At 73.0% G+C, this 22,975-nt stretch carries 21 protein-coding genes and 2 pseudogenes; 12 read left to right on the top strand and 11 right to left on the bottom strand.

Annotated elements, in window-relative coordinates; genetic code table 11:
- Positions 1–2 precede the first annotated feature (2 nt).
- Positions 3–749, bottom strand: coding sequence for an MBL fold metallo-hydrolase (locus tag AB0G56_RS34660; protein ID WP_360977718.1), 747 nt, complete (start codon positions 747–749; stop codon positions 3–5).
- Between the two features lie 195 nt (positions 750–944).
- On the opposite strand from AB0G56_RS34660, the gene AB0G56_RS34655 reads away from it, so the two are divergent.
- The 6 genes and pseudogenes from AB0G56_RS34655 to AB0G56_RS34630 all read left to right on the top strand — a co-directional run bounded on the left by AB0G56_RS34655 (position 945) and on the right by AB0G56_RS34630 (position 6,729).
- Positions 945–1,613 (top strand): TetR/AcrR family transcriptional regulator, encoded by a 669-nt coding sequence (locus AB0G56_RS34655; protein ID WP_360977715.1) that lies wholly within the window; start codon positions 945–947, stop codon positions 1,611–1,613.
- Between the two features lie 16 nt (positions 1,614–1,629).
- The gene (locus tag AB0G56_RS34650) at positions 1,630–3,330 is read left to right on the top strand and encodes an FAD-binding dehydrogenase (protein ID WP_360977712.1); all 1,701 of its coding nucleotides are present in this window, start codon (positions 1,630–1,632) and stop codon (positions 3,328–3,330) included.
- Positions 3,331–3,501: 171 nt separating this feature from the next.
- Complete coding sequence (locus tag AB0G56_RS34645; protein WP_360977878.1) at positions 3,502–4,932, top strand: M1 family metallopeptidase; 1,431 nt, start codon at positions 3,502–3,504, stop codon at positions 4,930–4,932.
- Between the two features lie 104 nt (positions 4,933–5,036).
- Positions 5,037–5,360 (top strand): annotated as a pseudogene (locus tag AB0G56_RS34640) (response regulator); the annotation flags it as partial.
- A 2-nt stretch (positions 5,361–5,362) separates the two neighbouring features.
- Positions 5,363–6,184 (top strand): annotated as a pseudogene (locus tag AB0G56_RS34635) (HAMP domain-containing sensor histidine kinase); the annotation flags it as partial.
- Between the two features lie 95 nt (positions 6,185–6,279).
- Positions 6,280–6,729: a DUF6098 family protein gene (locus AB0G56_RS34630; protein ID WP_360977875.1), complete on the top strand. Its 450-nt coding sequence runs from the start codon at positions 6,280–6,282 to the stop codon at positions 6,727–6,729.
- A gap of 38 nt (positions 6,730–6,767) precedes the next feature.
- On the opposite strand, the gene AB0G56_RS34625 is transcribed toward AB0G56_RS34630, so the two are convergent.
- Positions 6,768–7,022: a WhiB family transcriptional regulator gene (locus AB0G56_RS34625; protein WP_360977710.1), complete on the bottom strand. Its 255-nt coding sequence runs from the start codon at positions 7,020–7,022 to the stop codon at positions 6,768–6,770.
- A 253-nt stretch (positions 7,023–7,275) separates the two neighbouring features.
- On the opposite strand from AB0G56_RS34625, the gene AB0G56_RS34620 reads away from it, so the two are divergent.
- Entirely contained in the window at positions 7,276–8,586 is a 1,311-nt protein-coding gene (locus AB0G56_RS34620) for an MFS transporter (protein WP_360977707.1), read from the top strand.
- Between the two features lie 51 nt (positions 8,587–8,637).
- Here the strand turns inward: AB0G56_RS34620 and AB0G56_RS34615 are convergent, their stop codons facing one another.
- Positions 8,638–9,090 carry a cyclic nucleotide-binding domain-containing protein gene (locus AB0G56_RS34615; protein WP_360977704.1) on the bottom strand — a complete coding sequence of 151 codons (453 nt, stop codon included), beginning with the start codon at positions 9,088–9,090 and terminating at the stop codon, positions 8,638–8,640.
- A 532-nt stretch (positions 9,091–9,622) separates the two neighbouring features.
- Between AB0G56_RS34615 and AB0G56_RS34610 the strand changes: the two genes are divergently transcribed.
- From AB0G56_RS34610 to AB0G56_RS34600, 3 genes are all read left to right on the top strand, one after another.
- A complete protein-coding gene (locus tag AB0G56_RS34610) occupies positions 9,623–10,060 on the top strand; it encodes an ATP-binding protein (RefSeq protein WP_360977701.1) in 438 nt (145 codons plus the stop codon).
- Positions 10,061–10,279: 219 nt separating this feature from the next.
- Entirely contained in the window at positions 10,280–11,143 is an 864-nt protein-coding gene (locus AB0G56_RS34605) for a SigB/SigF/SigG family RNA polymerase sigma factor (protein ID WP_360977699.1), read from the top strand.
- Between the two features lie 158 nt (positions 11,144–11,301).
- The gene (locus AB0G56_RS34600; protein ID WP_360977696.1) at positions 11,302–11,742 is read left to right on the top strand and encodes a hypothetical protein; all 441 of its coding nucleotides are present in this window, start codon (positions 11,302–11,304) and stop codon (positions 11,740–11,742) included.
- Between the two features lie 43 nt (positions 11,743–11,785).
- On the opposite strand, the gene AB0G56_RS34595 is transcribed toward AB0G56_RS34600, so the two are convergent.
- The 3 genes from AB0G56_RS34595 to AB0G56_RS34585 all read right to left on the bottom strand — a co-directional run bounded on the left by AB0G56_RS34595 (position 11,786) and on the right by AB0G56_RS34585 (position 16,263).
- Entirely contained in the window at positions 11,786–14,008 is a 2,223-nt protein-coding gene (locus tag AB0G56_RS34595; protein WP_360977872.1) for an FUSC family protein, read from the bottom strand.
- Between the two features lie 252 nt (positions 14,009–14,260).
- The gene (locus AB0G56_RS34590; RefSeq protein ID WP_360977693.1) at positions 14,261–15,634 is read right to left on the bottom strand and encodes an NAD(P)/FAD-dependent oxidoreductase; all 1,374 of its coding nucleotides are present in this window, start codon (positions 15,632–15,634) and stop codon (positions 14,261–14,263) included.
- A gap of 224 nt (positions 15,635–15,858) precedes the next feature.
- Positions 15,859–16,263, bottom strand: coding sequence for an STAS domain-containing protein (locus AB0G56_RS34585; RefSeq protein WP_360977690.1), 405 nt, complete (start codon positions 16,261–16,263; stop codon positions 15,859–15,861).
- Between the two features lie 149 nt (positions 16,264–16,412).
- Here AB0G56_RS34585 and AB0G56_RS34580 point away from each other — a divergent pair, with 149 nt between their 5' ends.
- Positions 16,413–16,784, top strand: coding sequence for a PRC-barrel domain containing protein (locus AB0G56_RS34580; RefSeq protein WP_360977687.1), 372 nt, complete (start codon positions 16,413–16,415; stop codon positions 16,782–16,784).
- A 31-nt stretch (positions 16,785–16,815) separates the two neighbouring features.
- Here AB0G56_RS34580 and AB0G56_RS34575 read toward each other — a convergent pair whose 3' ends face one another.
- Entirely contained in the window at positions 16,816–17,250 is a 435-nt protein-coding gene (locus AB0G56_RS34575) for an ATP-binding protein (RefSeq protein ID WP_360977685.1), read from the bottom strand.
- Between the two features lie 265 nt (positions 17,251–17,515).
- Here AB0G56_RS34575 and AB0G56_RS34570 point away from each other — a divergent pair, with 265 nt between their 5' ends.
- Positions 17,516–17,749, top strand: coding sequence for a DUF6480 family protein (locus tag AB0G56_RS34570; protein WP_360977682.1), 234 nt, complete (start codon positions 17,516–17,518; stop codon positions 17,747–17,749).
- A gap of 2 nt (positions 17,750–17,751) precedes the next feature.
- Here the strand turns inward: AB0G56_RS34570 and AB0G56_RS34565 are convergent, their stop codons facing one another.
- From AB0G56_RS34565 to AB0G56_RS34550, 4 genes are all read right to left on the bottom strand, one after another.
- Positions 17,752–18,840 (bottom strand): glutamate--cysteine ligase, encoded by a 1,089-nt coding sequence (locus tag AB0G56_RS34565; protein ID WP_360977679.1) that lies wholly within the window; start codon positions 18,838–18,840, stop codon positions 17,752–17,754.
- Positions 18,841–18,968: 128 nt separating this feature from the next.
- The gene (gene glgB, locus AB0G56_RS34560; protein ID WP_360977676.1) at positions 18,969–21,191 is read right to left on the bottom strand and encodes a 1,4-alpha-glucan branching enzyme; all 2,223 of its coding nucleotides are present in this window, start codon (positions 21,189–21,191) and stop codon (positions 18,969–18,971) included.
- 4 nt (positions 21,192–21,195) lie between these two features.
- The gene (locus AB0G56_RS34555) at positions 21,196–22,584 is read right to left on the bottom strand and encodes a maltokinase (RefSeq protein ID WP_360977673.1); all 1,389 of its coding nucleotides are present in this window, start codon (positions 22,582–22,584) and stop codon (positions 21,196–21,198) included.
- A gap of 31 nt (positions 22,585–22,615) precedes the next feature.
- Positions 22,616–22,975: alpha-glucosidase C-terminal domain-containing protein (locus tag AB0G56_RS34550; RefSeq protein ID WP_360977670.1), on the bottom strand; the 360-nt coding region annotated here is incomplete at its 5' end.

The following is a 22,975-nucleotide window of genomic DNA, read 5'->3' as shown; positions in this document are numbered from 1 at the left end:
CTCTAGAGCGCGTGTTCCCGTGCCCGGCGGGCGGCCAGTTCCACCGGGCCCCGGTGGACGGGCCCGTGGCCCGGGAGCAGCACGTCCGCTTCGAGTCCTTCGAGCGACTCCAGCGAGGCCGGTGCCCGGGCGCGCTCGTGGTGGAACATGTCGGGCAGCAGCTGCGGGCCGGTGATCCGTGCGGTGGGATGGCCGCTCACCAGGGCGTCGCCGGAGATGACCACGCCCGCGCCGGGCAGGTGGAACACCGCGTGGCCGCGGGTGTGGCCGGGGGTGTGCACGGGCACCGGCCGCCCCGGCAGGTCCAGCGGGCCGGCCCCCGGGAACGGCTCGGGGGCGGCGACGGGCAGGTGCGCGGTGTAGCCGGCGCGCAGCGAGTGCACCGCCCACGGCAGCACGCCCGGCCGCCAGCCGTTGCGCAGTACCGTCCCGACGCTCACCTGGTGCAGGAACTCCCGGCGCGCGTGCGGGACCTCGTCCTCGTGCAGCTGGACGGGTGTGCCGCAGGTGGCCCGCAGGTACTCGGCGGAACCCAGGTGGTCGTTGTGCGCGTGGGTGACCAGCACGGCCGCCACCGCCGCGGGCGAACTGCCCACGGCGGCCGGCGAGTCGAGCAGTTGCCGCCGGTCGCCGGGGTAACCGGTGTCGACGAGGGTGACCGCGTCGCCCTCGGCGAGGATCACCCGGTCGGTGTCGGAGCCGTGCACCAGATAGGTGCCGTCGGCCACTTGCCGCACGTCCGCCGTCATCGGTCTCCCCAGGTCATGGATGGCTGCCGCCGGGGCCGGCGAACCAGACGTGATCACGACGGGGCGGCCGGGAACCCGCCGGAGGCGCTCCGGTGGGTGGTGACACAGCGGCTTCCTCCACAGCGGCTCCCCCGGCCCTTTCGATACATCGATGCATCCGATACATTCGCGTATCGAAGGTGGGGTGGCAGTGGCATGACAGGGCAGCCAGGGCAGCCGCCGGAGGCGGGGCGGCAGCCGGAGACAGGGCCGGGCATCACGAGGCGCCGGGCCCGGACGCGGGCCGACCTGCTCCAGGCCGCGTTCCGGGTCTTCGCCGCCAAGGGCTTCGGCCGGGTGTCGATCGAGGAGGTCTGCGAGGCCGCCGGATACAGCCGGGGCGCCTTCTACTCCAACTTCACCACCCTGGACGAACTCTTCTTCGCCCTCTACCGCGAGCACGCCGACCTGATCGCCGGCCAGGTCTCCGGGGCGCTGGCCCTGGACGGCCCCGATCTCGACGTGGGCGCCGCCGTGGACCGGGTCACCGACGTCCTCCTGCTCGACCTGGACTGGCTCCTGGTCAAGACGGACTTCCTGGTGCACGCGGCCCGCGACCCGGCCGTGGCCGCCACGCTGAGCGAGCACCGGGCGCGGCTGCGCGGGGCGATCGCCGACCGGCTGGCCCGTGCGCACGCCCGCACCCCCCTGCCCGTCGTCCTCGGCGACGCGGACGGCGCCGCCCACGCGGTCGTCGCCGCGTACGACGGCGTCACCGTCCAGCTGCTGCTGGACAGGGACGTCGACGGCGCCCGCGCCTGGCTGCGGCAACTGCTCACCGCACTGCTCACCGACGGCAGCGGCACAGCCGCGCGAACGCACTGAGAAGGGAAGGGACGCCATGAACTCCAGGAACGCCAGGAACGTCACGGGTGCCGACGTCATCGTCGTCGGAGCGGGCCTCGCCGGCCTGGTCGCGGCTCACGAACTGACCAGCCGGGGCCGCAGGGTCGCCCTCGTCGACCAGGAGAACGCCGCCAACCTCGGCGGCCAGGCGTACTGGTCGTTCGGCGGACTGTTCCTCGTCGACTCCCCGGAACAGCGGCGCCTGGGCGTCAAGGACTCCTTCGACCTGGCCTGGAACGACTGGCAGGGCAGCGCGCGGTTCGACCGCCCGGACGACGAGGACACGTGGGCGATGCGCTGGGCCCGTGCCTACGTCGAGTTCGCGGCCGGGGAGAAGCGTTCCTGGCTGGCGGGGCACGGCATCAGCCTGCTGCCCACCGTCGGCTGGGCCGAGCGCGGCGACCTCAGGGCCGACGGCCACGGCAACTCCGTACCGCGCTTCCACATCGCCTGGGGCACCGGCACGGGCGTCGTCGAACCCTTCGTCCGGTACGCCCTCCAGGCGGCCCAGGACGGACTGCTCACCTTCCACCACCGCCACCGGGTGGACGAACTCGTCGTCGAGGGCGGCGCGGCACGCGGGGTGCGCGGCACCCTCCTCGCCCCGGACGACGCGCCCCGCGGCGTCCCCTCCAGCCGCGAGGAGCGCGGCGCCTTCGAACTCACCGCCCAGGCCGTGATCGTCACCAGCGGCGGCATCGGCGCCGACCACGAGATCGTCCGCCGGTACTGGCCCGAGCGGCTGGGCACCCCGCCGGCCCGCATGGTCACGGGCGTCCCCGCCTACGTCGACGGCCGGATGCTCGACATCAGCGCGGCGGCCGGCGTACGGCTGGTCAACCGCGACCGCATGTGGCACTACACCGAGGGGGTGCGCAACTGGAACCCCGTCTGGCCCGGCCACGGCATCCGCATCCTGCCCGGGCCCTCCTCGATCTGGCTCGACGCCCTCGGCCGCCGGCTGCCCGACCCCTGCCTGCCGGGCTACGACACACTGAGCACCCTGCGGCACCTGCGCACCACCGAGGACATCGCCGTCCACGACCACTCCTGGTTCGTGCTGACCCGCAGGATCGTCGAGAAGGAGTTCGCGCTGTCGGGCTCCGAGCAGAACCCCGACATCACCGCCAAGGACCGCAAGGCGGTGCTGCGCGACCGGCTGCTCGGCAAGGGGGCGCCGGGACCCGTGCGGGACTTCCTGCGGCACGGGGCGGACTTCGTCGTCGCCGACACCCTCGAAGAACTCGTCGAGAAGATGAACGGACTGACCGACCGGCCGCTGCTCGACGCCGCCGAGGTGCGCCGCCAAGTCATCGCCCGAGACCTGCAGATGGCCAACCCGTACAGCAAGGACGCCCAGGTGCAGGGCATCCGCAACGCCCGCCGCTACGTCGGCGACCGGCTCGGCAGGGTCGCCGCGCCACACCGCATCCTCGACCCCGAGGCCGGTCCGCTGATCGGCGTCAAGCTGCACATCCTGACCCGCAAGACCCTCGGCGGCATCCAGACCGACCTCGACTCCCGGGCGCTGGGTCCCGACGGGCAGCCCGTGGACGGCCTGTACGCGGCGGGCGAGGTCGCCGGCTTCGGCGGCGGCGGCGTCCACGGTTACAACGCGCTGGAGGGCACCTTCCTAGGCGGCTGCCTCTTCTCGGGCCGAGCGGCCGGCCGCGCCGCGGCCGACCGGACCGCCTGAAACGGACGCGGCGGCCCCCCCCCTTCCCAGGCCGGCGGGCGGGCCGCGCAGTACTGCCGCGACGCGTCAGGAGGGTCCTAGTCTGGGGGCCCTTGATCACACGCCGCCCCAGCCCCCTTCCGAGGAGACACCGTGACGCCACCCGGCAAGCACCGACCCGCCCCACGCGCCCTGACCGCCGCCGTCCCCGTCGCGGTCGCGGCGCTGCTGGCCGCCGGCGGACCCGCCGCCGGCCCCGTGGGCACCCCCGGCGCGTCCGCCCGCCCCGCGCCCGCCGGTTCCGCGCCCGCCGGTTCCGCGTCCGCCGGTGCCCCCGGCGCGGGCGACCCCTACTTCCCGCTCGCCGGCAACGGCGGCTACCACGTCTCCCACTACGACCTGACGCTGCGTTACGACCCGGACAGCCGCCACCTCGACGGCACCGCCGTCCTCACCGCCCGGGCCACCCAGCGGCTCACCCGCTTCGACCTGGACCTCAAGGGCCTCGACGTCACCGGGGTCCTTGTCGACCACGTCAAGGCCGCCCACCGTCGCGACGGCCAGGAACTCGTCGTCACCCCGCGCGCCGCCCTGCGCGCGGGCCACCGCTTCCAGGTCACCGTCACCTACAGCGGCACCCCCGAGCCGGTCACCGACCCCGACGGCTCCCCGGACGGCTGGATCCCCACCGACGACGGCGCCTTCGTCGCCGGGGAGCCGCAGGGCGCCATGACCTGGTTCCCGGCGAACAACCACCCCTTGGACAAGGCGTCGTACGACTTCACGATCACCGTCCCCCAGGGCCGCACCGCCGTCGCCAACGGCGTCTTCCTCGGCAGCCGCACCGCCCACGCCCGCACCACCTACCGCTGGCGCCAGACGGAGCCCATGGCCGCCTACCTGGCAACCGCCACCGTCGGCAAGTTCCATATCGAGCAGTACACCACCCGCGACGGCATCGAGGTCTACAACGCCGTCGACCCGCGCGAGGCGGCCGACGCGGCGCCCGTGCTGAAGCAACTGCCGTCGGTCCTCCGGTGGGAGAGCCGGCTCTTCGGGCCCTACCCGTTCCGGGCCGCGGGATCCATCGTCGACCACGCGCCGGACGTCGGCTACGCGCTGGAGACCCAGACCCGCCCCGTCTACGACTCCGCACCCGACCTGAGCACCCTCGTCCACGAGAGCGCCCACCAGTGGTTCGGCGACTCCGTCTCCCTCACCCGCTGGCAGGACATCTGGCTCAACGAGGGCTTCGCCACCTACGCCGAGTGGCTCTACGCCGAGCAGCACGGCGGCCCGGGCGCCCAGCACGAGTTCGACGCGCTGTACGCCCGCCCGGCGAGCGACGGGCTGTGGGCCTTCCCGCCCGGCGACCCCGGCAGCGGCCAGCACATCTTCGCCGCCCCCGTCTACGCGCGCGGCGCCATGACCCTGCACGAGTTGCGCCGGGCGGTGGGCGATCCGGCCTTCTTCCGGATCCTGCGCGCCTGGGCCTCGGACCACCGCGACGGACACGGCACCACCGCCCAGTTCACCGCGCTCGCCGAACGGGTCTCCGGCAAGGACCTGGACACCCTGTTCCGAACCTGGCTGCACACCCCCGGCAAGCCGGCCAGACCCTGACCCCGGCCCTGACGAGTTCCTCACATGTGTCGGCCAGGATCGGCACATGATCACTCGTGGGTGCCGTGACCTCACCGGCCCGCAGACCGCTCAGGATCCGCCAGGTGTGCGCACATGTGCTGGTCGCCGAGGACGACGAGATGCAGGCCGAACTCATCCGCCGCTCCCTGGTGGGGGAGGGGCACACCGCGACCGTGGTCCACGACGGCCGGGCCGCCCTGGAGGCGGCCCGGCTGGACCGGCCCGGCCTGGTCGTGCTGGACCTGATGCTCCCCCGGATCGACGGTTTCGGGGTGTGCCGGGCACTGCGCAACGACGGCGACGTCCCGGTGCTGATGCTGACCGCCCGCTCCACCGAGGACGACGTCCTGCTCGGCCTCGAACTCGGCGCGGACGACTACATGACCAAGCCGTACAGCCCGCGCGAACCGCCCGACAGCCGCCGGACCAGCACGTACGGATCCCCGTCACCACCCGCGACGAGACCGGTCTGCTCGCCCGCACGTTCAACGAGCTGACCGAACGCCGCGAGCGTCTCGAAGCCCAGCGCAAGGCCATGGTCAGCGACATCGCCCACGAACTGCGCAGCCCGCTCACCAACATCCGCGGCTGGCTTGAGGTGGCCCGGGACGGCCTCGTCGAGCCCGACCCGGCCCTGCTGGCCTCCCTGCACGACGAGGCCCTGGTGCTCCAGCGCGTCATCGACGACCTCCAGGACCTCTCCGCCGCCGACGCCGGCACCCTGCGCCTGCACCGGGAACCGCTCGACGCCGGTGACCTGCTCGACCAGGTCACCGCCGCCCACCGGGTCGCCGCCCACACCGCGGGTGTCGCCCTGCGCACCGAGGGCGCGGGCGGACCCTGCCTGGACGCCGACCCCGTGCGCATGCGGCAGGTGCTCGGCAACCTCGTCTCCAACGCGCTGCGCCACACGCCCGCGGGTGGCACCGTCACCCTGGCCGCCCGCGCCGACGGCGACGACGTGGTCATCTCCGTCACCGACACCGGCACCGGCATCGCCCCCGAGGACCTGCCCCACGTCTTCGACCGGTTCTGGCGGGCCGAGAAGTCGCGCAGCCGCCGCACCGGCGGCAGCGGGCTGGGCCTCGCCATAGTCCGTCAGCCGGCCGATGCCCACGGCGGCACCGCCACGGCGGCGAGCGAGCCCGGCACCGGGTGCGTCTTCACGCTCCGGCTGCCCGCGGCTTTCGGCGACGCACCCGGCGGCACGCCGGTCGATTCCGGCGGCTGATCGCGGGTACCCCGGCCTCCTGAGGTGGGCCAGGAGGGTCCGACGGGGTGGAACGGAAAGGAGTCACTGAGGTGGGGCAGGAGGCAGACCACGAGATGAGCGCACCGGACGACCTGCCGGTCGTGCGGTCATTGTCCGGCCTCGCCGCCCTCGTCGAGCGGCACAGCGGCCTGTACGTCCGCTGGTCGCGGGGACCGGCCACCGATCTGGGCGCAACGTCCAGCACCGACGAGCTGACCGGCGTCCGGATGCCCGGCCTGTCGGCCAACCCGCTCGACGTGGAGGAGTGGTGGCAGGACCGGTCCGTCGAACTGTGGGTGGCGCGCCGGCTCCACGACTACGCGCACCTGCCCCACGACAAGGGCCCCGGCGTCCGCCCCTGGGCCCTGGAGGGCCGGGAGACGGCCCGGGGCCCGGACAACGAGCCGCTGGTCGTCGACGTGCGGCCGCTGTGCTGGATCGACGACCAGGTCATCGACGCCGCCCGGGCCGAGGTGTCCCGGCAGACGGCGAGGTGGGGGACGCTGCGCCGCTCGGGCCCCTGACACCGGTCCGGGGTCCGCTGCCCGGGCCGGTGGCGTGCCTACCCGTGCCGCCGGCGGGCCGCGGTCCGGCGCCGCCGCAGCCCGCGCCGTTCGTTCTCGCTCGTCCCGCCCCACACCCCGAGGGTCTGTTCCGTCTCCAGCGCCCACTCCAGGCACTGTTCCCGGACGGGGCAGCGGTGGCACACCGCCTTCGCCTGCTCCGTCTGCACCAGCGCCGGACCCGTGGTGCCGATCGGGAAGAACAGATCGGGGTCCTCGTGGCGGCACGCGGCGTGTTCGCGCCAGTTCTCCATGAAAAGTCACCTGCGATCGAAGAATTGTCCGTGTCCCGGCAAGTAGTGCTCGCCGTCGGGTCACCCGGCGCCGCGGCGTGAAACTGCGCTCCCGCGCCCTCGGCGGACCTTCGCACAATCCCCACACACCCGAAATCCCTCCGAGCCCGGCTGCCGGATCCGTCCGCAGCTCGGAACGCGTGTGCGAACGGCACCGCCTGGGCTGCGATAGTGAACCCCGGACCGAAAGATGTAACGAGCAACCAGGAAAGCCGTGGACACCAGCGAGAGCACCGACAGCAGCAGCCCGTCACAGACCGGCGACGGCCCTGACCCGGCCGGGGAGGACCGCCGGGGCTGGCGCCGCTGGGCCATGGACACCCGCCCGCTGCGCCGCCCCGCCTTCCGCAGGCTGTGGTCCTCCACCGTCGTCACGGCGGTCGGCAGCCAGCTCACGGCCGTCGCCGTGCCCAAGCAGATCTACGACATCACCGGCTCCTCGGCGTGGGTCGGCTACGCGAGCCTCGCCGGTCTGGTGCCGATGGTCGTCTTCGCGCTGTGGGGCGGCGCCGTCGCCGACACCGTGGACCGCCGCAAGCTGCTGCTGGTGACAAACTGCGGTATCGCCGTCACCTCCCTGCTGTTCTGGGTGCAGGCACTGACCGGGCTGGACTCGGTGGCGGTGCTCATGGTGCTGCTCGCCCTCCAGCAGGCGTTCTTCGGGCTGAACTCCCCGGCCCGCAACGCCTCCATCGCCCGTCTGGTCCCCGAGGAGGAACTGGCCGCCGCCAACGCCCTGGGCTCCACGGTCATGCAGACCGGACTGGTGGCGGGACCGCTGCTGGCCGGCGCGCTGATACCGGTCATCGGGCTGCCCGAGCTGTACCTCGTCGACGCCGTGGCCCTGTGCGTCACGGTGTGGGCCGTGTGGCGCCTGCCTTCCCTGCCGCCGCTGACGGGCACGGACCGGCGGCGGGCCGGGGTGCGCGAGATCGCCGCCGGTTTCCACTACATCTCCGGGCACAAGGTGCTGCTGCTGTCCTTCCTCGCGGACATCATCGCCATGGTCTTCGGGATGCCCCGAGCCCTGTTCCCGCAGCTCGCCGCCGAGACCTTCGCGCCCTACGGCGAAGGGCTCGCGCTCGGTCTGCTGTTCGCGGCCGTCCCCATCGGCGCGGTGGCCGGCGGCCTGTTCTCCGGAACCTTCTCCCGGGCACGCCGGCACGGCTGGATGGTGATCGGCGCGGTCACGGCCTGGGGTGTGGCCGTCGCCGGGGCCGGCCTGAGCCGCAATCTGTGGATCGCGGTGGCGTTCCTGGCCGCCGCCGGAGTCGCCGACATGGTCTCCATGGTCTTCCGCGGCGCGATCCTGCTGTCCGCCGCCACCGACGAGATGCGCGGCCGGATGCAGGGGGTGTTCACGGTCGTCGTGGCGGGCGGTCCGCGCCTGGCCGACGTGCTGCACGGCACGGCCGGCTCGGCCTTCGGACCGCGCGCCGCCGTCGCCGGCGGCGGGCTGCTGGTCGTCGCCCTGATGCTGGTACTGGCGGCTGCCGTGCCGGCGCTGCGCCGCTACCGGATCTGACGACGGCGCGCACGCCGGGCGGGGGCCCCGGGCCGGAGCGGGGGCCGCGTCCTACATGCCCCGCCGGGGGATCGTGTACTGCTCCAGCAGCCTGCCCCGGGTCGTCTCCAGCCGGTGGGCGAGGATCTCCGCGACGGTCCGCACCAGGGACAGGCCCAGCAGCGGGTCCTCCACGGACAGCGCCAGCACGGCCGAGCCGTCGAACTCGTAGGCGCGCACCTGGCTGAAGGCCTCGGCGCCGAAGTCCCACTCGTAGGGCGGGAAGAGCCAGGACCAGCCGAGCAGGTCGCCCGCGCCCAGACTCGCCACGGTGACCTTGCGGGTGGGTGTGACCTGCTGGTCGAGGTGGACGGCCCCGGTACGGATCACCCAGAAGCGGTCGGCGGTGCCGCCCGCCTCGAAGATCCTGGTGTCCTCCGGGAAGGAGACCTCCCGCGCGACTTCCATGAGGCGTTCGCGCTGCTTGCGGGGGAGGGCGGTGAGCAGTTTTATCGCTTTGGTCATGACCCGGTACTCCTCACCGGCGTTCGGTTCCGCGCATCTGCCTGCGCCCATTTCAGCGGCCGGGGGCCGTGGGGCACTTCGACGGGTGACGAGCTGACCTGGGGCATGAAAGAGCCCTGGCTGGACGGGGGAGGCCAGCCAGGGCCGTATGCGCGGGCGTGCGGAGGACCGCTGTGGGGTCGACCCCGTCGCCGCGTATGAATGAACCGTAAACCATTTTCGGTCGTTCTCCTCGGTCGAGAAGGGGGTGAGTGACCGGTTTCACTCGTTTTTGCCCCGCAGGGGGCCGATGTGCGGCACCCGCCAGGAGGGGCGGTTGGGTGTGCGGCAGCGGGGCATCCGGGCCCGCCGCATCGGCAGTACCCCTCCGCGTACCCGTTTCCCGGCACTCCGATGGCTCTCCCGTCACCTTCGCCGGCGGATGTTTGGCCGCGCCCGCGAGGGCTAGCCGGATTCAGGAGGCCGACGCGGTCCCGGTCCGTCGCAGTCCGCCCCGTCCGCAGAACCCGACCACCACGCAGGGAGCGAGGAGATGTGCGAGAAGCACAGGACCACCCCGGTTGTGGAGCCGTCGTCCGACGGGCCCCGGCCCGGACCGTGCCGGCCGGCCGACGCCCGGCGAGCCGTGGCCCACGTGATCACCGAATGCTGCCGAGCCGGTCATCCGCCGTGTGACGCGCACGCCGTCACCGACGCCCAGCTCGTCGCCTCCGAACTCACCACCAACGCCATCCTGCACGGCGGCGGGGTGACCGACTTCCACGTCGACGTCCTCGGACCCGACGTCCGGGTCTGCGTGAGCGACCGCAGTGACCGGCTCCCGGTGGCCAGGCCCCCGGAGGACCCGCAGGGGCGGCGCCGCAGCGGCGGCCGTGGCTGGCCGATCGTGTGCCGGCTGGCCCGTGACGTCCAGGTCTGCGATCTGCCCACGGGCGGGAAATGCATCAGCGCCGTGGTGCCCCTGACCTGAGGTGATCCCCCCGAAACCCTGAGGAGCGTTGCCCGCTGCAAAGAAGTCCGTGAAGCGGAGTTTGTTCCTCCCGCCCCCGGGCAGACGGAATTTCGTGCTTCGGACCGGAGGCGCGCCGGCGGGAGCGGCATGAGTGCTCCGGAGGCCCTCCAGGTCGCCCGGGCCATGCCCCGCCTCCCGCGGTACAGACCTGAAACCACCGTTCAGGAGCGATTCCGCATGCTGATCGACATATCGACAAGCCGTTCCGGCACCCCCGACGACCAGGCCGCTCCTCCCCGGCGGCAGCACGACGACGCACCCGAGACCGAGGCCCTGTTCCGGCGTCTCGCGGCTCTGCCCGAGGGGCCCGAACGGGACTCGGTCCGCGATGAACTCGTCACCGCCTGGCTCCCCATGGCCCACCGCATCGCGGGCCGCTTCCGCGACCGCGGCGAGTCGATCGAGGACCTGCGGCAGGTGGCGGCGCTGGGGCTGGTCAAGGCGATCGACCGGTTCGACCCGGACCGGGGGGCCTTCGAGAGCTACGCCGTGCCGACGATCACCGGCGAGGTGAAGCGGCACTTCCGGGACCGGATGTGGGCGCTGCGCGTCCCCCGCCGGGTCCAGGAACTGCGCAACAAAGTGCGTGTGGCGCGCCGTGAACTCACCCAGAACCCCGGCAGCCCCGAGCCCTCGATCGCGGCCGTCGCCGCCCACACCGGGCTGACGGAGGAGGAGGTCGGCACCGGGATGGAGGCGCTGGACAGCTTCAGCACCCTGTCCCTGGACGCCGAGATGTCCTCCGGGGCCGACGGTTACAGCCTCGCCGACACGCTGGGCGCGGCCGACACCTCGTACGACGTCGTCGTCGACCGCGAGTCGGCCAAGGCGGGACTGCGCCGGCTTCCCGAACGCGAACGCGCCATCCTCTACATGCGCTTCTTCGAGGACATGACCCAGAGCCGCATCGCCGACCGGCTCGGCATCTCGCAGATGCACGTCTCGCGGCTCATCAGCCGCAGCTGCGCCCGCGTCCGCGACGAGGTCCTCGCGGAACGGTCCGGCCGGCGCGCCGGCGGCTCGCGCCCCGACGCGTTCTGACCGGCACGGGCAGGGCGGTGCCCGGCCCCCCGCGGGTGCGCAGTGCGGTACCGGTACGCGCCGGTACCGCACTGCGCACAGCCGTGTCACGCACCTACCGCGCGGCGGCCCGACGGGCGAGGACGTCTGAGCGGCCTCGCGCGGGGAACCCGGGGCAGATGAACGATGACGAGCTTCCGCCCGACGACCGGGCCGTGGAGGTGTACCTCGACCTGCTGCGGATCCGGATGCCCGAGGACGACTACGAGCTTCTGCTCACGGTCGTCGACCCGGTGCTGCGCGCCATCCACGAACAGGGGGACCAAGGGGTGCCGACCACGGACTTCCCGCTGGACGGACCGCAGAGCCAGGGCCTGCCGCAACAGGTGCGCGACGAGGCGGCCCTGGTCATCGCCACCGCGGTCACGGGCCGGCTGGACAACGAGCTGGTCGTCCTGGACATCGAGGAGACCGGCCCGGTCCGGGTGGTCACGGACGCCGCGACCGCCGCGGACCCGGCCCGCCTGACGGAGATCGCCGACTACATCCGCGACCGGCACCGCGAGACGGAGGAACTGCGCGGCATCGCCGCCGCCAGCGACCTGCCCACGGACTTCTGAGGCCCCCGCCCCACAGCAGGCCCCCGCCCCACCGCTCCCCGGCTCACCGCTTGGGCGCAGGCACCCGGACGCCCAGCGGCCGGGCCAGGCCGACCACGCCCTCGTCCAGGCGCTGCAGGTGCCGCAGCACCCGGTCGGTGATCCGGCCGTAGCGGGGGGTGCCGGGAGTCGCGCCCGTCTCCAGGAGGGACGCGATGCTCGGGCCAGTCTCGATCTCCGGCGCCTTCTGCTCGTCCGCCACGTGCGCGGTGAGCGCCGCGATGTTGTGCGTGATCCGGCGGCACGCCTGGCGCAGCCGCGGGTCCGCCGCTATGGACGGATGGGTGGGCAGCAGTTCGGCGGTCGCGGCCAGCGATCGTGCGTGGTAGGCGCAGGTCTCCAGCAGCGCCAGCAGGTACTGGGCGGTGTTTCGCCGCGCCCGCAGCGGTGTGATCGGGTGCGTCAGCGGCTGGACGGCGCCGCGCAGATCGCTCAGCGCCTGGTCCAGCTCGCGCGCCTGGTCGAGGAGATCGGCCTGCCGGCCGCCGCTCAGCTGGTCCACGGCGGTGCCGGTGACGTCGTAGAGCCGCTCCAGGACGGTGACGAGCAGTTCGTCCGTACGGCGGTCGGTGCGCACCGGCAGCACCACCGCGGCCGCGATGATCCCGCAGGCCGCCCCCAGCGCCGTCTCCTCGATGCGCAGCAGCAGCACCGACAGGCTGTAGGTGTGCAGCAGCGTGTACAGCAGACCCAGCGCGGCCGTGACGAAGAACGACATCAGCGTGTACGACAGCGGCGCTGTGTAGAACATCGCGAAGACGAACAGCAGCACCAGGGCCAGCGCCGGCCACGTGTGCGGCCCGACGAGCCCGGCCAGCACGATACCGGCCACCACACCGAGGACGGTGCCCAGCAGTCTGCGGTAGCCCTTGACCAGGATCTCGCCCGTGGACGAGGTGTTGATGAAGACGATCCAGCAGGTCAGTACCGCCCAGTACCAGCGCTGGCTGGAGAGGAACTCGCCGCCGACGATGGCCAGCGACGAGCCGAGCGCCACCTGCACCGCGGCCCGTGTGGTGGGCCGCCGCAACCCGGTGGCGGGCTCCTCCAGCGCCTTCTCGCCCGCCTCGGCGCCCTCGATGGCGGCGTCCTCGGCGTCCAGCTCCTCGCGCGAGCGGGTGGTGGCCGGTGTGTCGTCGGACTCGTCCTGCGGCCCGCCCAGCGCGGTCCGCAGGCCCAGCACCGCGCGGGCGGCCTCGCCGATGCCGCGGAAGACGTCCTGCACGGCGGCCGACGCGGCCGGCAGGTTCTCCTCCTCGCGGTAGCCGAGGAGCCGGTTGCGCACGTGCGTCATGGCCGTGCCGCCGCCCTCGCCGACGGGCCGCAGCACCAGCATGCGCAGCGCCGCCAGATCGCGGCGCAGCGTCTCGGTGGCCTCCTCGCGCACCGGCAGCCTGCCGCCCGAGGGGACGGGCGCGCCGGGCAGGTGGAGGGTGAGCGTGTCGGTGCGTTCGCTGCTGCGGGCGTTCAGCAGGAGCAGCCCCAGCCGCTCGGCGGAGATCTCGGCACCCGCGATGCGCCGCTGCACCAGCCGGGCCATGGACTCGTCGGAGGTGCCCTGCTCCAGCCGGCCCTGGATCATCAGGGCCGTCTCGTGCAGCCGGGCGGTGCCCTCGCGCACCGCGTCCAGGGCCTTGTCGGCGTCCTCGGGACCGGCGTCCAGCAGCTCCAGCTGGGCGGCCACCAATTGGGCGAGCCGCACCCTGAAGGCCTCGCGCAGGCGCAGCAGGATGCCCGCCGGAGTCTCGTAGACGATCAGGAACCGCACCAGCGCGCTGGAGGCGAACGCGATCGCGACGACGGTGTACAGGGACAGCAGCGTCCCCGCGGTGGCGCCCACGAACAGCGACATGAAGTAGACCTGGAAGCCGATCAAACCCAGCGCGTTGCCGCGGTCGCCGAAGCGGCGGCTGTAGACGGCGGAGAAGATCAGTACGACGAAGAAGACGTCCCCGCCCACCACGCGCGTGTTGAGGAGTGCCCCCAGCGACACGGACGCCAGGGCCACGGGGAGCCCGAGCGCGAGCGTCACCGCTTGTTGCGAGCGCTGCTTCTCCCGGATGGCGAACGTGGCCGCCATCGACGCGATCGCGCCGGCCACCAGGTGGGGGACGGGAACGCGCAGCGCGCCCAGCACCGCCAGGGTCAGCGCTATCGAACCGGCCGTCCTGGACCCCGCTGCCAGCCGCAGGAGCCCGGGATCGGACGCCGTGACGCGATCCCGCAGCCGTGCCCAGACCGACCCCTCCGCTGCACTCACGCCGCCGTACTCTCTCCCGATCCCCGTGGATCTTCGTGATGATCCGTTTCTCCAGCATCGCACGCCACGGCCGGACCGCCTCTCGCGGCCCGGCCCGGGGCGGGCGGCGCACCGCCCGCGCGGCGTCACCGCACGCGGGGCCGCGGCACCGCGTCCGGAGCCGGGTCGGTCGTCACCGCACCCGGGGCCGGGACGCGGCCCCAGCGGCCCCGGGCCGGGTCACAGCGCCCGGGTTCGGTTCTTCTCGACGTACTCCTGCACCTGCTGTGCCGTCATGTACGCGTCGGTGTACTCGAAGTCCTTCAGCTTGGCCGGCTTGCGGGCCTGGAAACCAGTGCGGACGAAATCGTCGCCCGCGATGGCGTTGAGCAGCCAGTTCGTTCCGACCCGCACCTTGGCGACGTTGGTGCGCAGCGCCCCGAGGTGGTAGCCGCGGGCCACCGCCTGGGCGGGCAGGCCGTGCAGTTCGACGCCCAGCGGCTTGGCGACCGCGTCCGCGCCGCCCAGGTCCACGACGAGACCGAGGTCCTTGTGCTCGTAGCGCCGCAGGGGCTGGTTGCGCAGTGCCGCGACGACGTTCTCCGCGACGCGCCTGCCCTGCCGCATCGCGTGCTGGGCGGTCGGCGGGCAGACCGCGCCGTCGCCCTTGGCGAGGTCCGGCACGGCCGCGGAGTCGCCGAGCGCGAACACCCCGTCGTAACCGGGCAGGCACATCTCGGCGGTGACCGCGAGCCGCCCCTTGACCGTGTCCGCGCCGAGGGTGGCGATGAGCGGGCTCGCCACCACGCCCGCCGTCCAGATCAGGGTGTGGGTGGGCACCACGCGCCCGTCGGTGAAGGTGACCTCCTCCGGGCCCGCCTTGGCGATGGAGACGCCCAGCGAGATCTCGATGCCCCGCCGGCGCAGGTCCTCCTGGGCGCTGCGGCCCAGCTTGTCGCCCAGCTCCGGCATCAGCTTGGGCGCGATGTCGATCAGGTGCCACTTGATCAGCGCCGGGTCGAGGCGCGGGTAGCGCTTGACGGCGGCGTGCGTCAGGCGCTGCAGGCAGGCGGCGGTCTCGGTGCCGGCGTAGCCGCCGCCGACGACCACGAACTGCAGCCGGGCGGCCCGCTCGACCGGATCGTCGCTGGCGTCTGCCAGGTCCAGCTGGGTGATGACGTGGTCACGGATGTACGCGGCCTCGGCGAGCGTCTTCATGCCGAAGGCGTGGTCGGTGAGACCGGGGATGTCGAACGTACGGGTGATGCTGCCGGGGGCCAGCACGATGTAGTCGTACGACTCGTCGACGATCCGGTCGGTGATGGTCCGGATGACGCAGACCTTGGCCTTCAGGTCCACGCCGATGGCACCGCCCGGGATGATCCGGGTGCGGTACTTCTTGCTGCGGCGCAGGGAGACGGCGATCGACTGCGGCGTCAGCACGCCGGAGGCGACCTGGGGCAGCAGCGGCAGATACAGCTGGTAGGCGGACGGCGTCACCAGGGTGACGTCGGCCTCGTTGGGCGACAGGGTGCGTTCCAGACGGCGGACGCACTCCACGCCGGCGAAACCTGCTCCGACCACCAGGATCCTGGGTCGTGTCACGGTGTTCATCCCTTCTGCGGCTCCAGCGGTGTGCCTCGACGTCATGCGCCTGCCCCTGGGTCGCTGCTTCGCACCTCATCACTCCCGCCGAACCGCCCTGTCCTCCCGCCGGCCGGGCACGGCGATCGCACACTCGTGTCGATCACCACCATGCCCGCCCCCGGCCGTCGGCGCACCAGAAACGACCGCGCCGGCCGTACCGGGCACCACGGCGCGACCGGGCCGCCCCGGCCTCAGTCCGGCCGGCCGGCACAGTCGTCGAGGGCCGCCCCGGCGGGTTCGCCGACCCGCGCCAGCGCCTCCTCGGCGGTCTCCGACACCGGCATCGTGAGACTGACACCGGTCAGGTCGAGGATCCGCCGCACGGCCGGGGTGGGCGCGATGATGTGCACGCTGCCCGGGCGTTCGCGGACCTCCTGGTACACCCGGAGGATGATGTTCATGCCGGAGGAGTCCATGAACGGCACCCCCGCGAGATCCAGCAGGAAGTGCCGCCGGCCGTGGTGGAGCTGGTTGGCCAGGTGAGCCTGCAGTTCGGTCGCGGTGTCGACGTCCAGGTAGCCCTCGACCGCGAGCAGGGCTACGTCCTCCCGGACGAGGGTGACCTCGACGGACAGCGGGTTCTGGGCAAGTGACACGACTACCTCCAACGAATACGGACTGCGCCCCCGCGTCTACCCCGCAACCGGCCGGCCATACGCGCCGGGACGCGCACCCCCCTCGTCGAATGCGGCCCACCGCGCAGGGTAAGGGGTGCTGTGGAGGCACCGAGAGAGGAAGGGGCAGCGTGACCATCGAGGCAATCTGGTCGTATCCGCCGGAGGCCGGCCGCACCGAGGGCCTGGACCTGACCGGCTTCACCGTCGTCGCCGACGACGGCGCCATCGGCCACGTGGACCGCGAGGCGGAACGCTCCGGGATGCGGCATCTGGTCGTGGACACCGGCGTCTGGGTGTTCGGCCGCAGCGTGCTCGTCCCCGCGGGCGCCGTCCGCCGGGTCGTCCCGGCCGAGCGGCGGGTGGAGGTCGCCTGCTCCCGGGCGGAGATCAAGGCGGCGCCGCGGTTCCGCACCGACAGCGAGACCCTGGACCGGGACTACCTGACGCGGGTGGGGGAGTACTACCACCGGCTGCGGGCGGAGGGGACGAGCCCCGCCTGACGAGCCCGGCCCGACGTGGCCCGCCCCGGGCTCACCAGGGCAGGAAGACGTGCACGTCCTTGCCGTGGTCGGTGACGACGACGCTGACCTGGTCGCTGAGCGTGTGGATCAGGTGCCAGCCGATGCCGCCGCCGCCCCGGCTGGGATGGAAGGGGCGCGGCGCCGGTGGCGTGGTGCTGGTGTCGCTCAGCGTCACGTGCACCCCGTCGAAGGTCCGGCGCAGGCGCAGCACGAACGGCCCCGGCGCGTACTGCACGGCGTTCGCCGCCAGCTCGGTGACCACCAGCAGGATGTCGTCCCAGTGCTCGGGGGCCGCGGGCAGCGCGCACCGCGCGAGGTCGTCCAGGAACTCCTCCGCGGCCAGCCGCGCACCCGTCACATGGTGCAGCTCGCCCGCGAAGCGAGCGGTGCGGCTCGGTATGCCCTCGGTGGCCAGTGTGTCTTCCCCATGCGGCTCGGTTGCCATCTCGCCTTCCCTGCCCGGCGTGCGCAGGGCGTCGTCTGCGGCCCTTTCGTTCGTCCCCTGTCTAGTTCCCGAGGGCAGGGAGGCTACGCGTCACCGTCCCGTGGCGCCGGTCTCGGCGACGACGCGCCTTCGGTGCGGCCCGGCCGGGCCGCACCGAAGACGGAGAGCGGGAAGCGGCCCGTTGGCGGGATCGGGGTGGCGTCCGCCGCGGAATCCGGGGCGGCCTGCACAGGAGTCGGAAGGCAGGAGTGGGGACTCGGAGGACATGAGTCACGTCAATCCAGATCCCGAACCGGAACGGACGTCCGGCCTCGAACCGGGCGGCGGAGTGCCGCCCGGCGAGACCCCGCCCGCCGAGAGCAGCATGCCCCAGGCCGGCCCCCGCGAGCCCGAGGCCACCTCCAGGGGGTGGGCGAAGGCCCCCCTCGTCCTGATCCTGCTCCTGGTCCTGCTGGTCGCCGCCGGCTTCCTGGCGTACGCCCTGGCCCTGATCTTCTGAGCTCACTCCTGGGTGAGGCGCACGCACTCGGTGACGACGTCCCGCAGGCTGCCGGTTCGTTCCATCAGCTCACGCTGCGCGCGGGCGCCGTTGCCCCGGGCGAGCAGCGTGTCCAGGCCTTCGCGCGTCCACTCAAGGTCTCCGGCGTCGGCCAGGGCGCCGGAGACCTGGTCGAGCAGGTCCCGCAGTACCGACTCCGCGGGCAGCCGCCGCATGGTCCGCGGGTGCAGCAGTTCCCCGCCCGGTCCCGTCCGGGCGGCCTGCCAGGCGGCCAGCCGCAGCAGGCTCACACTGTGGTCCGCGGCCTCCCCGCCCGCCCGCCACTCCCGGGCGGCGGTCTCCACCAGGGCGCGGGCCAGCGTGGCCACGAGACGGGCCGTGCCGGCGCGCAGGCACACGTCCGAGACCCGGATCTCCACCGTCGGGTACCGCTCCGAGAGCCGTGCGTCGAAGTACGCCATCTTCTCGTCGAGGATCACCCCGGTGGCCACCATGTCCGCCACCAGCCGGTGGTAGCGCTCCGCCGACCCGAACAGCTCCGTCGGGCCCGCCGAAGGCCAGCGGTCCCAGACCCGGCTGCGGTAGCTGTCGTAGCGGGTGTCCTTCCCCTGCCAGAAGGGGGAGTTGGCACTGATCGCCACCAGCACGGGCAGCCACGGGCGGATGCGGTCCACGACCGCGACGCCCTCCTCGTCCGAATCGACGGCCACGTGCACGTGCATGCCGCACACCAGCTGCTCCTGGGTGGCGATGCCGTACTGGTCGGCCAGCCACTGGTAGCGGCGGTTCATGACGATGGACGGGCTGACCGGCAGCGGCGAGGTGGCCAGCGCGGCCACCGCGCAGCCGATCTCCCCGGCGTGCCGTGCCGCCTCCTTGCGGCAGCGCACGATCTCCGCGCCGAGCTCCGCCATGTCCGTCTGCGGATGCGTGGCGAACTCCAGCATCTGGCCGTACAGCTCTTTCTCGAACACGTCCTGGCCCTCTTCGGCCGCCTCCGCGCGGGCGAGCACCGCGGCCGACAGGGCCTTCGGTTCGCCGCTGTCCGGGTCGACCAGGAGGAGTTCCTCCTCCACTCCGACGGTCCGCACCTCTTGCCGCCCTTCCCTCCCGTGACACCGGCCGGGCGCCGGGTCGCATGACCCCGACTGCCCCGAGGCGGCCGCCGGACACCCGGTGCGGTGCGCGGAATCCGGCGGCCGGCCGGTGACCTGCGCCCTCAGGCGGGGTACGGGGTCAGCCAGCAGGTGGCCAGGGGCGGCAGCGTGAGACGGATGTGCCCGTCCTCCGGCTTGACCGGGTCCTCATTGGTGACGTCGCCGCCCCCGTAGCGTGCCGCGTCCGTGTTCAGGACCTCGCACCAGGCGGTGGCGTCGGCGGGCACGTCCAGGCGGTACCCCTCGCGGACCACGGGGGAGAAGTTCGACACCGCCAGCAGCGGGGTGCCCGCCGCGTCGTGGCGCAGGAACGCGAAGACGTTGTCGTCGGCGGCGTCCACCGCGACCCAGCGGAAACCCTCGGGCCGTGTGTCGCGCTGCCACAGGGCCGGAGTGTCCCGGTACAGCGTGTTGAGGTCCCGCACCAGGTCCCGCACCCCGCGGTGGTCGCCCGCCGCGCAGTTGCCCTCCTCCAGCAGCCACCACTCGGGCCCGTGCTCCTCGGAGAACTCACCGCCCTGCGCGAACTCCTGTCCCATGAAAAGCAGTTGCTTGCCGGGATGGGCCCACATGAAGCCCAGGTACGCCCGGTGGTTCGCCCGGCGCTGCCACCAGTCGCCGGGCATCTTCGACACCAGGGCCTGCTTGCCGTGCACCACCTCGTCGTGCGAGATCGGCAGCACGTAGTTCTCGCTGTACGCGTACACCATCGAGAACGTCATCTCGTGGTGGTGGTACTTGCGGTGCACCGGCTCCTTGCTCATGTACTGCAGCGAGTCGTGCATCCAGCCCATGTTCCACTTCAGGCCGAACCCCAGCCCCCCGCGGTCGGTCGGCGCGGTCACGCCGCCCCACGCGGTGGACTCCTCGGCGATCGTCACCACGCCCGGCGCCCGCCGGTACACGGTGGCGTTCATCTCCTGGAGGAACGCCATCGCGTCCAGGTCCTCCCGGCCGCCGTACTGGTTGGGCGTCCACTGCCCGGAGTCGCGCGAGTAGTCCAGGTAGAGCATCGAGGCCACCGCGTCCACGCGCAGCCCGTCGATGTGGAACTCCTCGCACCAGTAGACGGCGTTCGCGACCAGGAAGTTGCGCACCTCGGTACGGGCGAAGTCGAACTCGTACGTCCCCCAGTCGGGGTGCTCGGCGCGCTGCGCGTTCCCGGGCTCGTACAGCGGGTCCCCGTCGAAGCGGGCCAGCGCCCAGTCGTCCTTCGGGAAGTGCGCCGGCACCCAGTCCATGATCACGCCGATCCCGGCCCGGTGGCAGGCGTCCACGAAGTACCGGAAGTCGTCCGGGGAGCCGAGCCGCGAGGTCGGGGCGTAGTACGAGGTCACCTGGTAGCCCCAGGAGCCGCCGAAGGGGTGCTCGGCGACCGGCATCAGCTCGACGTGCGTGAAACCCAGGTCCTTGACGTACGCGGGCAGTTCCTCGGCCAGCTCGCGGTACGTCCGCCCTTTGCGCCACGACGGCAGGTGCACCTCGTACACCGACAGCGGCGCCTCGTGCACGGGCGTGTCCCCGCGGTGCGCCATCCACTCGGCGTCGCCCCACTCGTGGTGCGCGGCCGTCACGATGGAGGCCGTGTCCGGCGGCACCTCGGTGCGGCGGGCCATCGGGTCGGCCTTCAGGAACCGGCCGCCGTACTGCGAGGTGATCTCGAACTTGTACCGCGCGCCCTCGCCGACGCCCGGCAGGAACAGCTCCCACACACCCGCCGCGCCCAGCGAGCGCATCGGGAACGCGGTGCCGTCCCAGTACGTGAAGTCACCGGCGATCCGCACGCCGCGGGCGTTGGGCGCCCACACCGTGAACCGGGTGCCGTCGACCCCCTGGTGGGTCATCGGCTCGGCCCCCAGCGCCTTCCACAACTGCTCGTGCCGGCCCTCCCTGATCAGGTGCAGGTCCAGCTCGCCGAGCGCGGGCAGGAAGCGGTAGGGGTCGTGGACCTCGTACTCCTCCTGCTCGTAGCCGACCACGAGGGTGTACTCGGGGATCGTGTCGAGGGGGAGCACGACCGAGAACAGGCCGTCGCCCTCGGAGACGAGCGGGGTGCGCCCGCCGCCGGTCACCACGCTCACCGCGCGGGCGAACGGGCGCAGCGCCCGGAAGGCGATCCCGCCCGGCACCGGGTGCGCGCCGAGCAGCGCGTGCGGGTCGTGGTGGGCGCCGGACAGCAGGCGGCCCCGGTCGGCGGGGTCCAGGGGCGGGGCCGTCAGGGCCCGTTCCGCCACGGGCGGGACGGAGCCGGACGGCTCGGGAAGTGACGTGTCGCGCAGTGCCACGGGTTCAGCCTCCTCTCACGGCGAGACGTTCGATCGCCGCCATCGGTACGGCGAGCCAGTCGGGGCGGTGCCGGGCCTCGTACAGCACTTCGTACACGGCACGGTCCGTCTCGTAGGCCCGCAGCAGGGCGTGTTTCTTACGGGGGTCCCAGCCGGCCCGGGACGCGTAACCGGCGCAGAACGCCTCCCGGCAGCGGCGCGCCCACTCCGGGCGCCAGGGGCGGCGCTGGCGGGCGGCGTAGTCGAAGGAGCGCAGCATGCCCGCCACGTCCCGCACCGGGGACTCGGGGATGCGGCGCTCGGCGAGCGGACGGGACGGCTCGCCCTCGAAGTCGATGACGAACCACTCGCGTCCGGCCCGCAGCACCTGGCCCAGGTGCAGGTCGCCGTGGACGCGCTGGGCGGGCGGTCCGGCGTCGCAGCTGGCCAGCGCGGCGAACGCGGTGCGCAACCGGGTGGCGTACGGCCTGAGCCCGGGCACCGCCTGCGCGGCCGCCTCCAGCCGCTCGGTCATCGCCACCGCCGTGCGGGCGACCTCCCGGTGCCCGGCGGTCGGGAAGGCGTCGGCCAGCGCCAGGTGCACCTCGGCCGTCGCCTCGCCCAACTGGTGCGCCTGGGTGGTGAAGTCGTCGCCGGTGGCCAGGGCCCGCAGGGCCAGGGTCCAGCCGTCCGCGGCGTCCGGCAGGAACGGCTGGAGCACACCGAGGGTGGCCTCCTCCGGCCGGGTGGTGCGCAGCCAGGCCACCGGGGCGGGGACCCGGCTGCACCCCTGGCGGGCCAGTGCCCAGGGCACCTCCAGGTCCGGGTTGACGCCGGGCTGGATACGGCGGAAGACCTTCAGGATGAACTCGTCGCCGTACACGATGGAGGTGTTGGACTGCTCGGCGTCCAGCAGCCGGGGCACCAGGCCGCCCGGGACGAGCGCGGAGGGGTCCGCCTCGAAGCGCAGCGGGCCCGCGCCGCCGGGGTGGCGCAGCCGTTCCAGCAGCAGTTGCGCCGACCGCGGGTCGCACAGGGCGTCGTAGACCGCGTACCCCGACAGCGGTCCTTCCGCCGGCCGGCCGATGAAGGCGCGGTGCAGCCGCGGGGACAGCTCCTGGTGTACGCCGAGCAGCAGCTGGTAGCAGTCGGCCGGCGGCGGCGCAAAGATGCCGGCCGGGGCGGGAACGCCGCCGTGGCCGGCAGGGAGCCCCGCGTGTTCGGCGTGGACCAGCAGGTGCAGACAGCCCGGGAACAGCTCCGTCATCGACAGCAGCCTGAGGGCGGTGACGGGCCGGTCCTTGCCGGCGAACCAGCGCTGCCGCGGCAGCCAGGCGCGCAGCAGCGACCCGAGCGAGGCCATGGGGTCGGCGACGCCCGGGCTGCTCGGCTGGAGGGATGCGGTCTTCGTCATGGTCACGCCTCCTTTCGTCTCGGCCGCACGGTCAGACTCGTCGGCCGATCCGGGATGCGACTCTGGTGAGCCGGAACCAGTAGAAGCCGTGGCCCGCGAGCGTCAGCAGGTAGGGGAGTTCCCCGATGGCGGGGAACCGGACGCCGCCGATCAGCTCGACCGGGTGCCGTCCGTCGAAGGCCCGCAGATCGAGTTCGGTGGGCTGGGCGAAGCGGGAGAAGTTGTGCACGCAGAGCACCAGGTCGTCCTTGTATTCGCGCAGGAAGGCGAGGACGGCGGGGTTGGACGACTGGAGCTCGGTGTAGGTGCCGAGGCCGAAGGCATGGTTCTGCTTGCGGATCTCGATCATGCGGCGGGTCCAGTGCAGCAGCGACGAGGGGGAGGACATGGA

The sequence above is a fragment of the Streptomyces sp. NPDC021356 genome (assembly GCF_040641015.1).
In the GTDB taxonomy this organism is placed as follows: domain Bacteria; phylum Actinomycetota; class Actinomycetes; order Streptomycetales; family Streptomycetaceae; genus Streptomyces.
This window is presented reverse-complemented; position numbering and strand designations above follow the sequence as displayed.

Coding starts and splice junctions, on each gene's coding strand:
- AB0G56_RS34630 (WP_360977875.1), top strand. CDS start 6,280: ATGAGCGCACCGGACGACCTGCCGGTCGTGCGGTCATTGTCCGGCCTC.
- AB0G56_RS34615 (WP_360977704.1), bottom strand. CDS start 9,090: ATGACCAAAGCGATAAAACTGCTCACCGCCCTCCCCCGCAAGCAGCGC.
- AB0G56_RS34590 (WP_360977693.1), bottom strand. CDS start 15,634: ATGAACACCGTGACACGACCCAGGATCCTGGTGGTCGGAGCAGGTTTC.
- AB0G56_RS34605 (WP_360977699.1), top strand. CDS start 10,280: ATGCTGATCGACATATCGACAAGCCGTTCCGGCACCCCCGACGACCAG.
- AB0G56_RS34600 (WP_360977696.1), top strand. CDS start 11,302: ATGAACGATGACGAGCTTCCGCCCGACGACCGGGCCGTGGAGGTGTAC.
- AB0G56_RS34650 (WP_360977712.1), top strand. CDS start 1,630: ATGAACTCCAGGAACGCCAGGAACGTCACGGGTGCCGACGTCATCGTC.
- AB0G56_RS34625 (WP_360977710.1), bottom strand. CDS start 7,022: ATGGAGAACTGGCGCGAACACGCCGCGTGCCGCCACGAGGACCCCGAT.
- AB0G56_RS34570 (WP_360977682.1), top strand. CDS start 17,516: ATGAGTCACGTCAATCCAGATCCCGAACCGGAACGGACGTCCGGCCTC.
- AB0G56_RS34555 (WP_360977673.1), bottom strand. CDS start 22,584: ATGACGAAGACCGCATCCCTCCAGCCGAGCAGCCCGGGCGTCGCCGAC.
- AB0G56_RS34575 (WP_360977685.1), bottom strand. CDS start 17,250: ATGGCAACCGAGCCGCATGGGGAAGACACACTGGCCACCGAGGGCATA.
- AB0G56_RS34655 (WP_360977715.1), top strand. CDS start 945: ATGACAGGGCAGCCAGGGCAGCCGCCGGAGGCGGGGCGGCAGCCGGAG.
- AB0G56_RS34660 (WP_360977718.1), bottom strand. CDS start 749: ATGACGGCGGACGTGCGGCAAGTGGCCGACGGCACCTATCTGGTGCAC.
- AB0G56_RS34610 (WP_360977701.1), top strand. CDS start 9,623: ATGTGCGAGAAGCACAGGACCACCCCGGTTGTGGAGCCGTCGTCCGAC.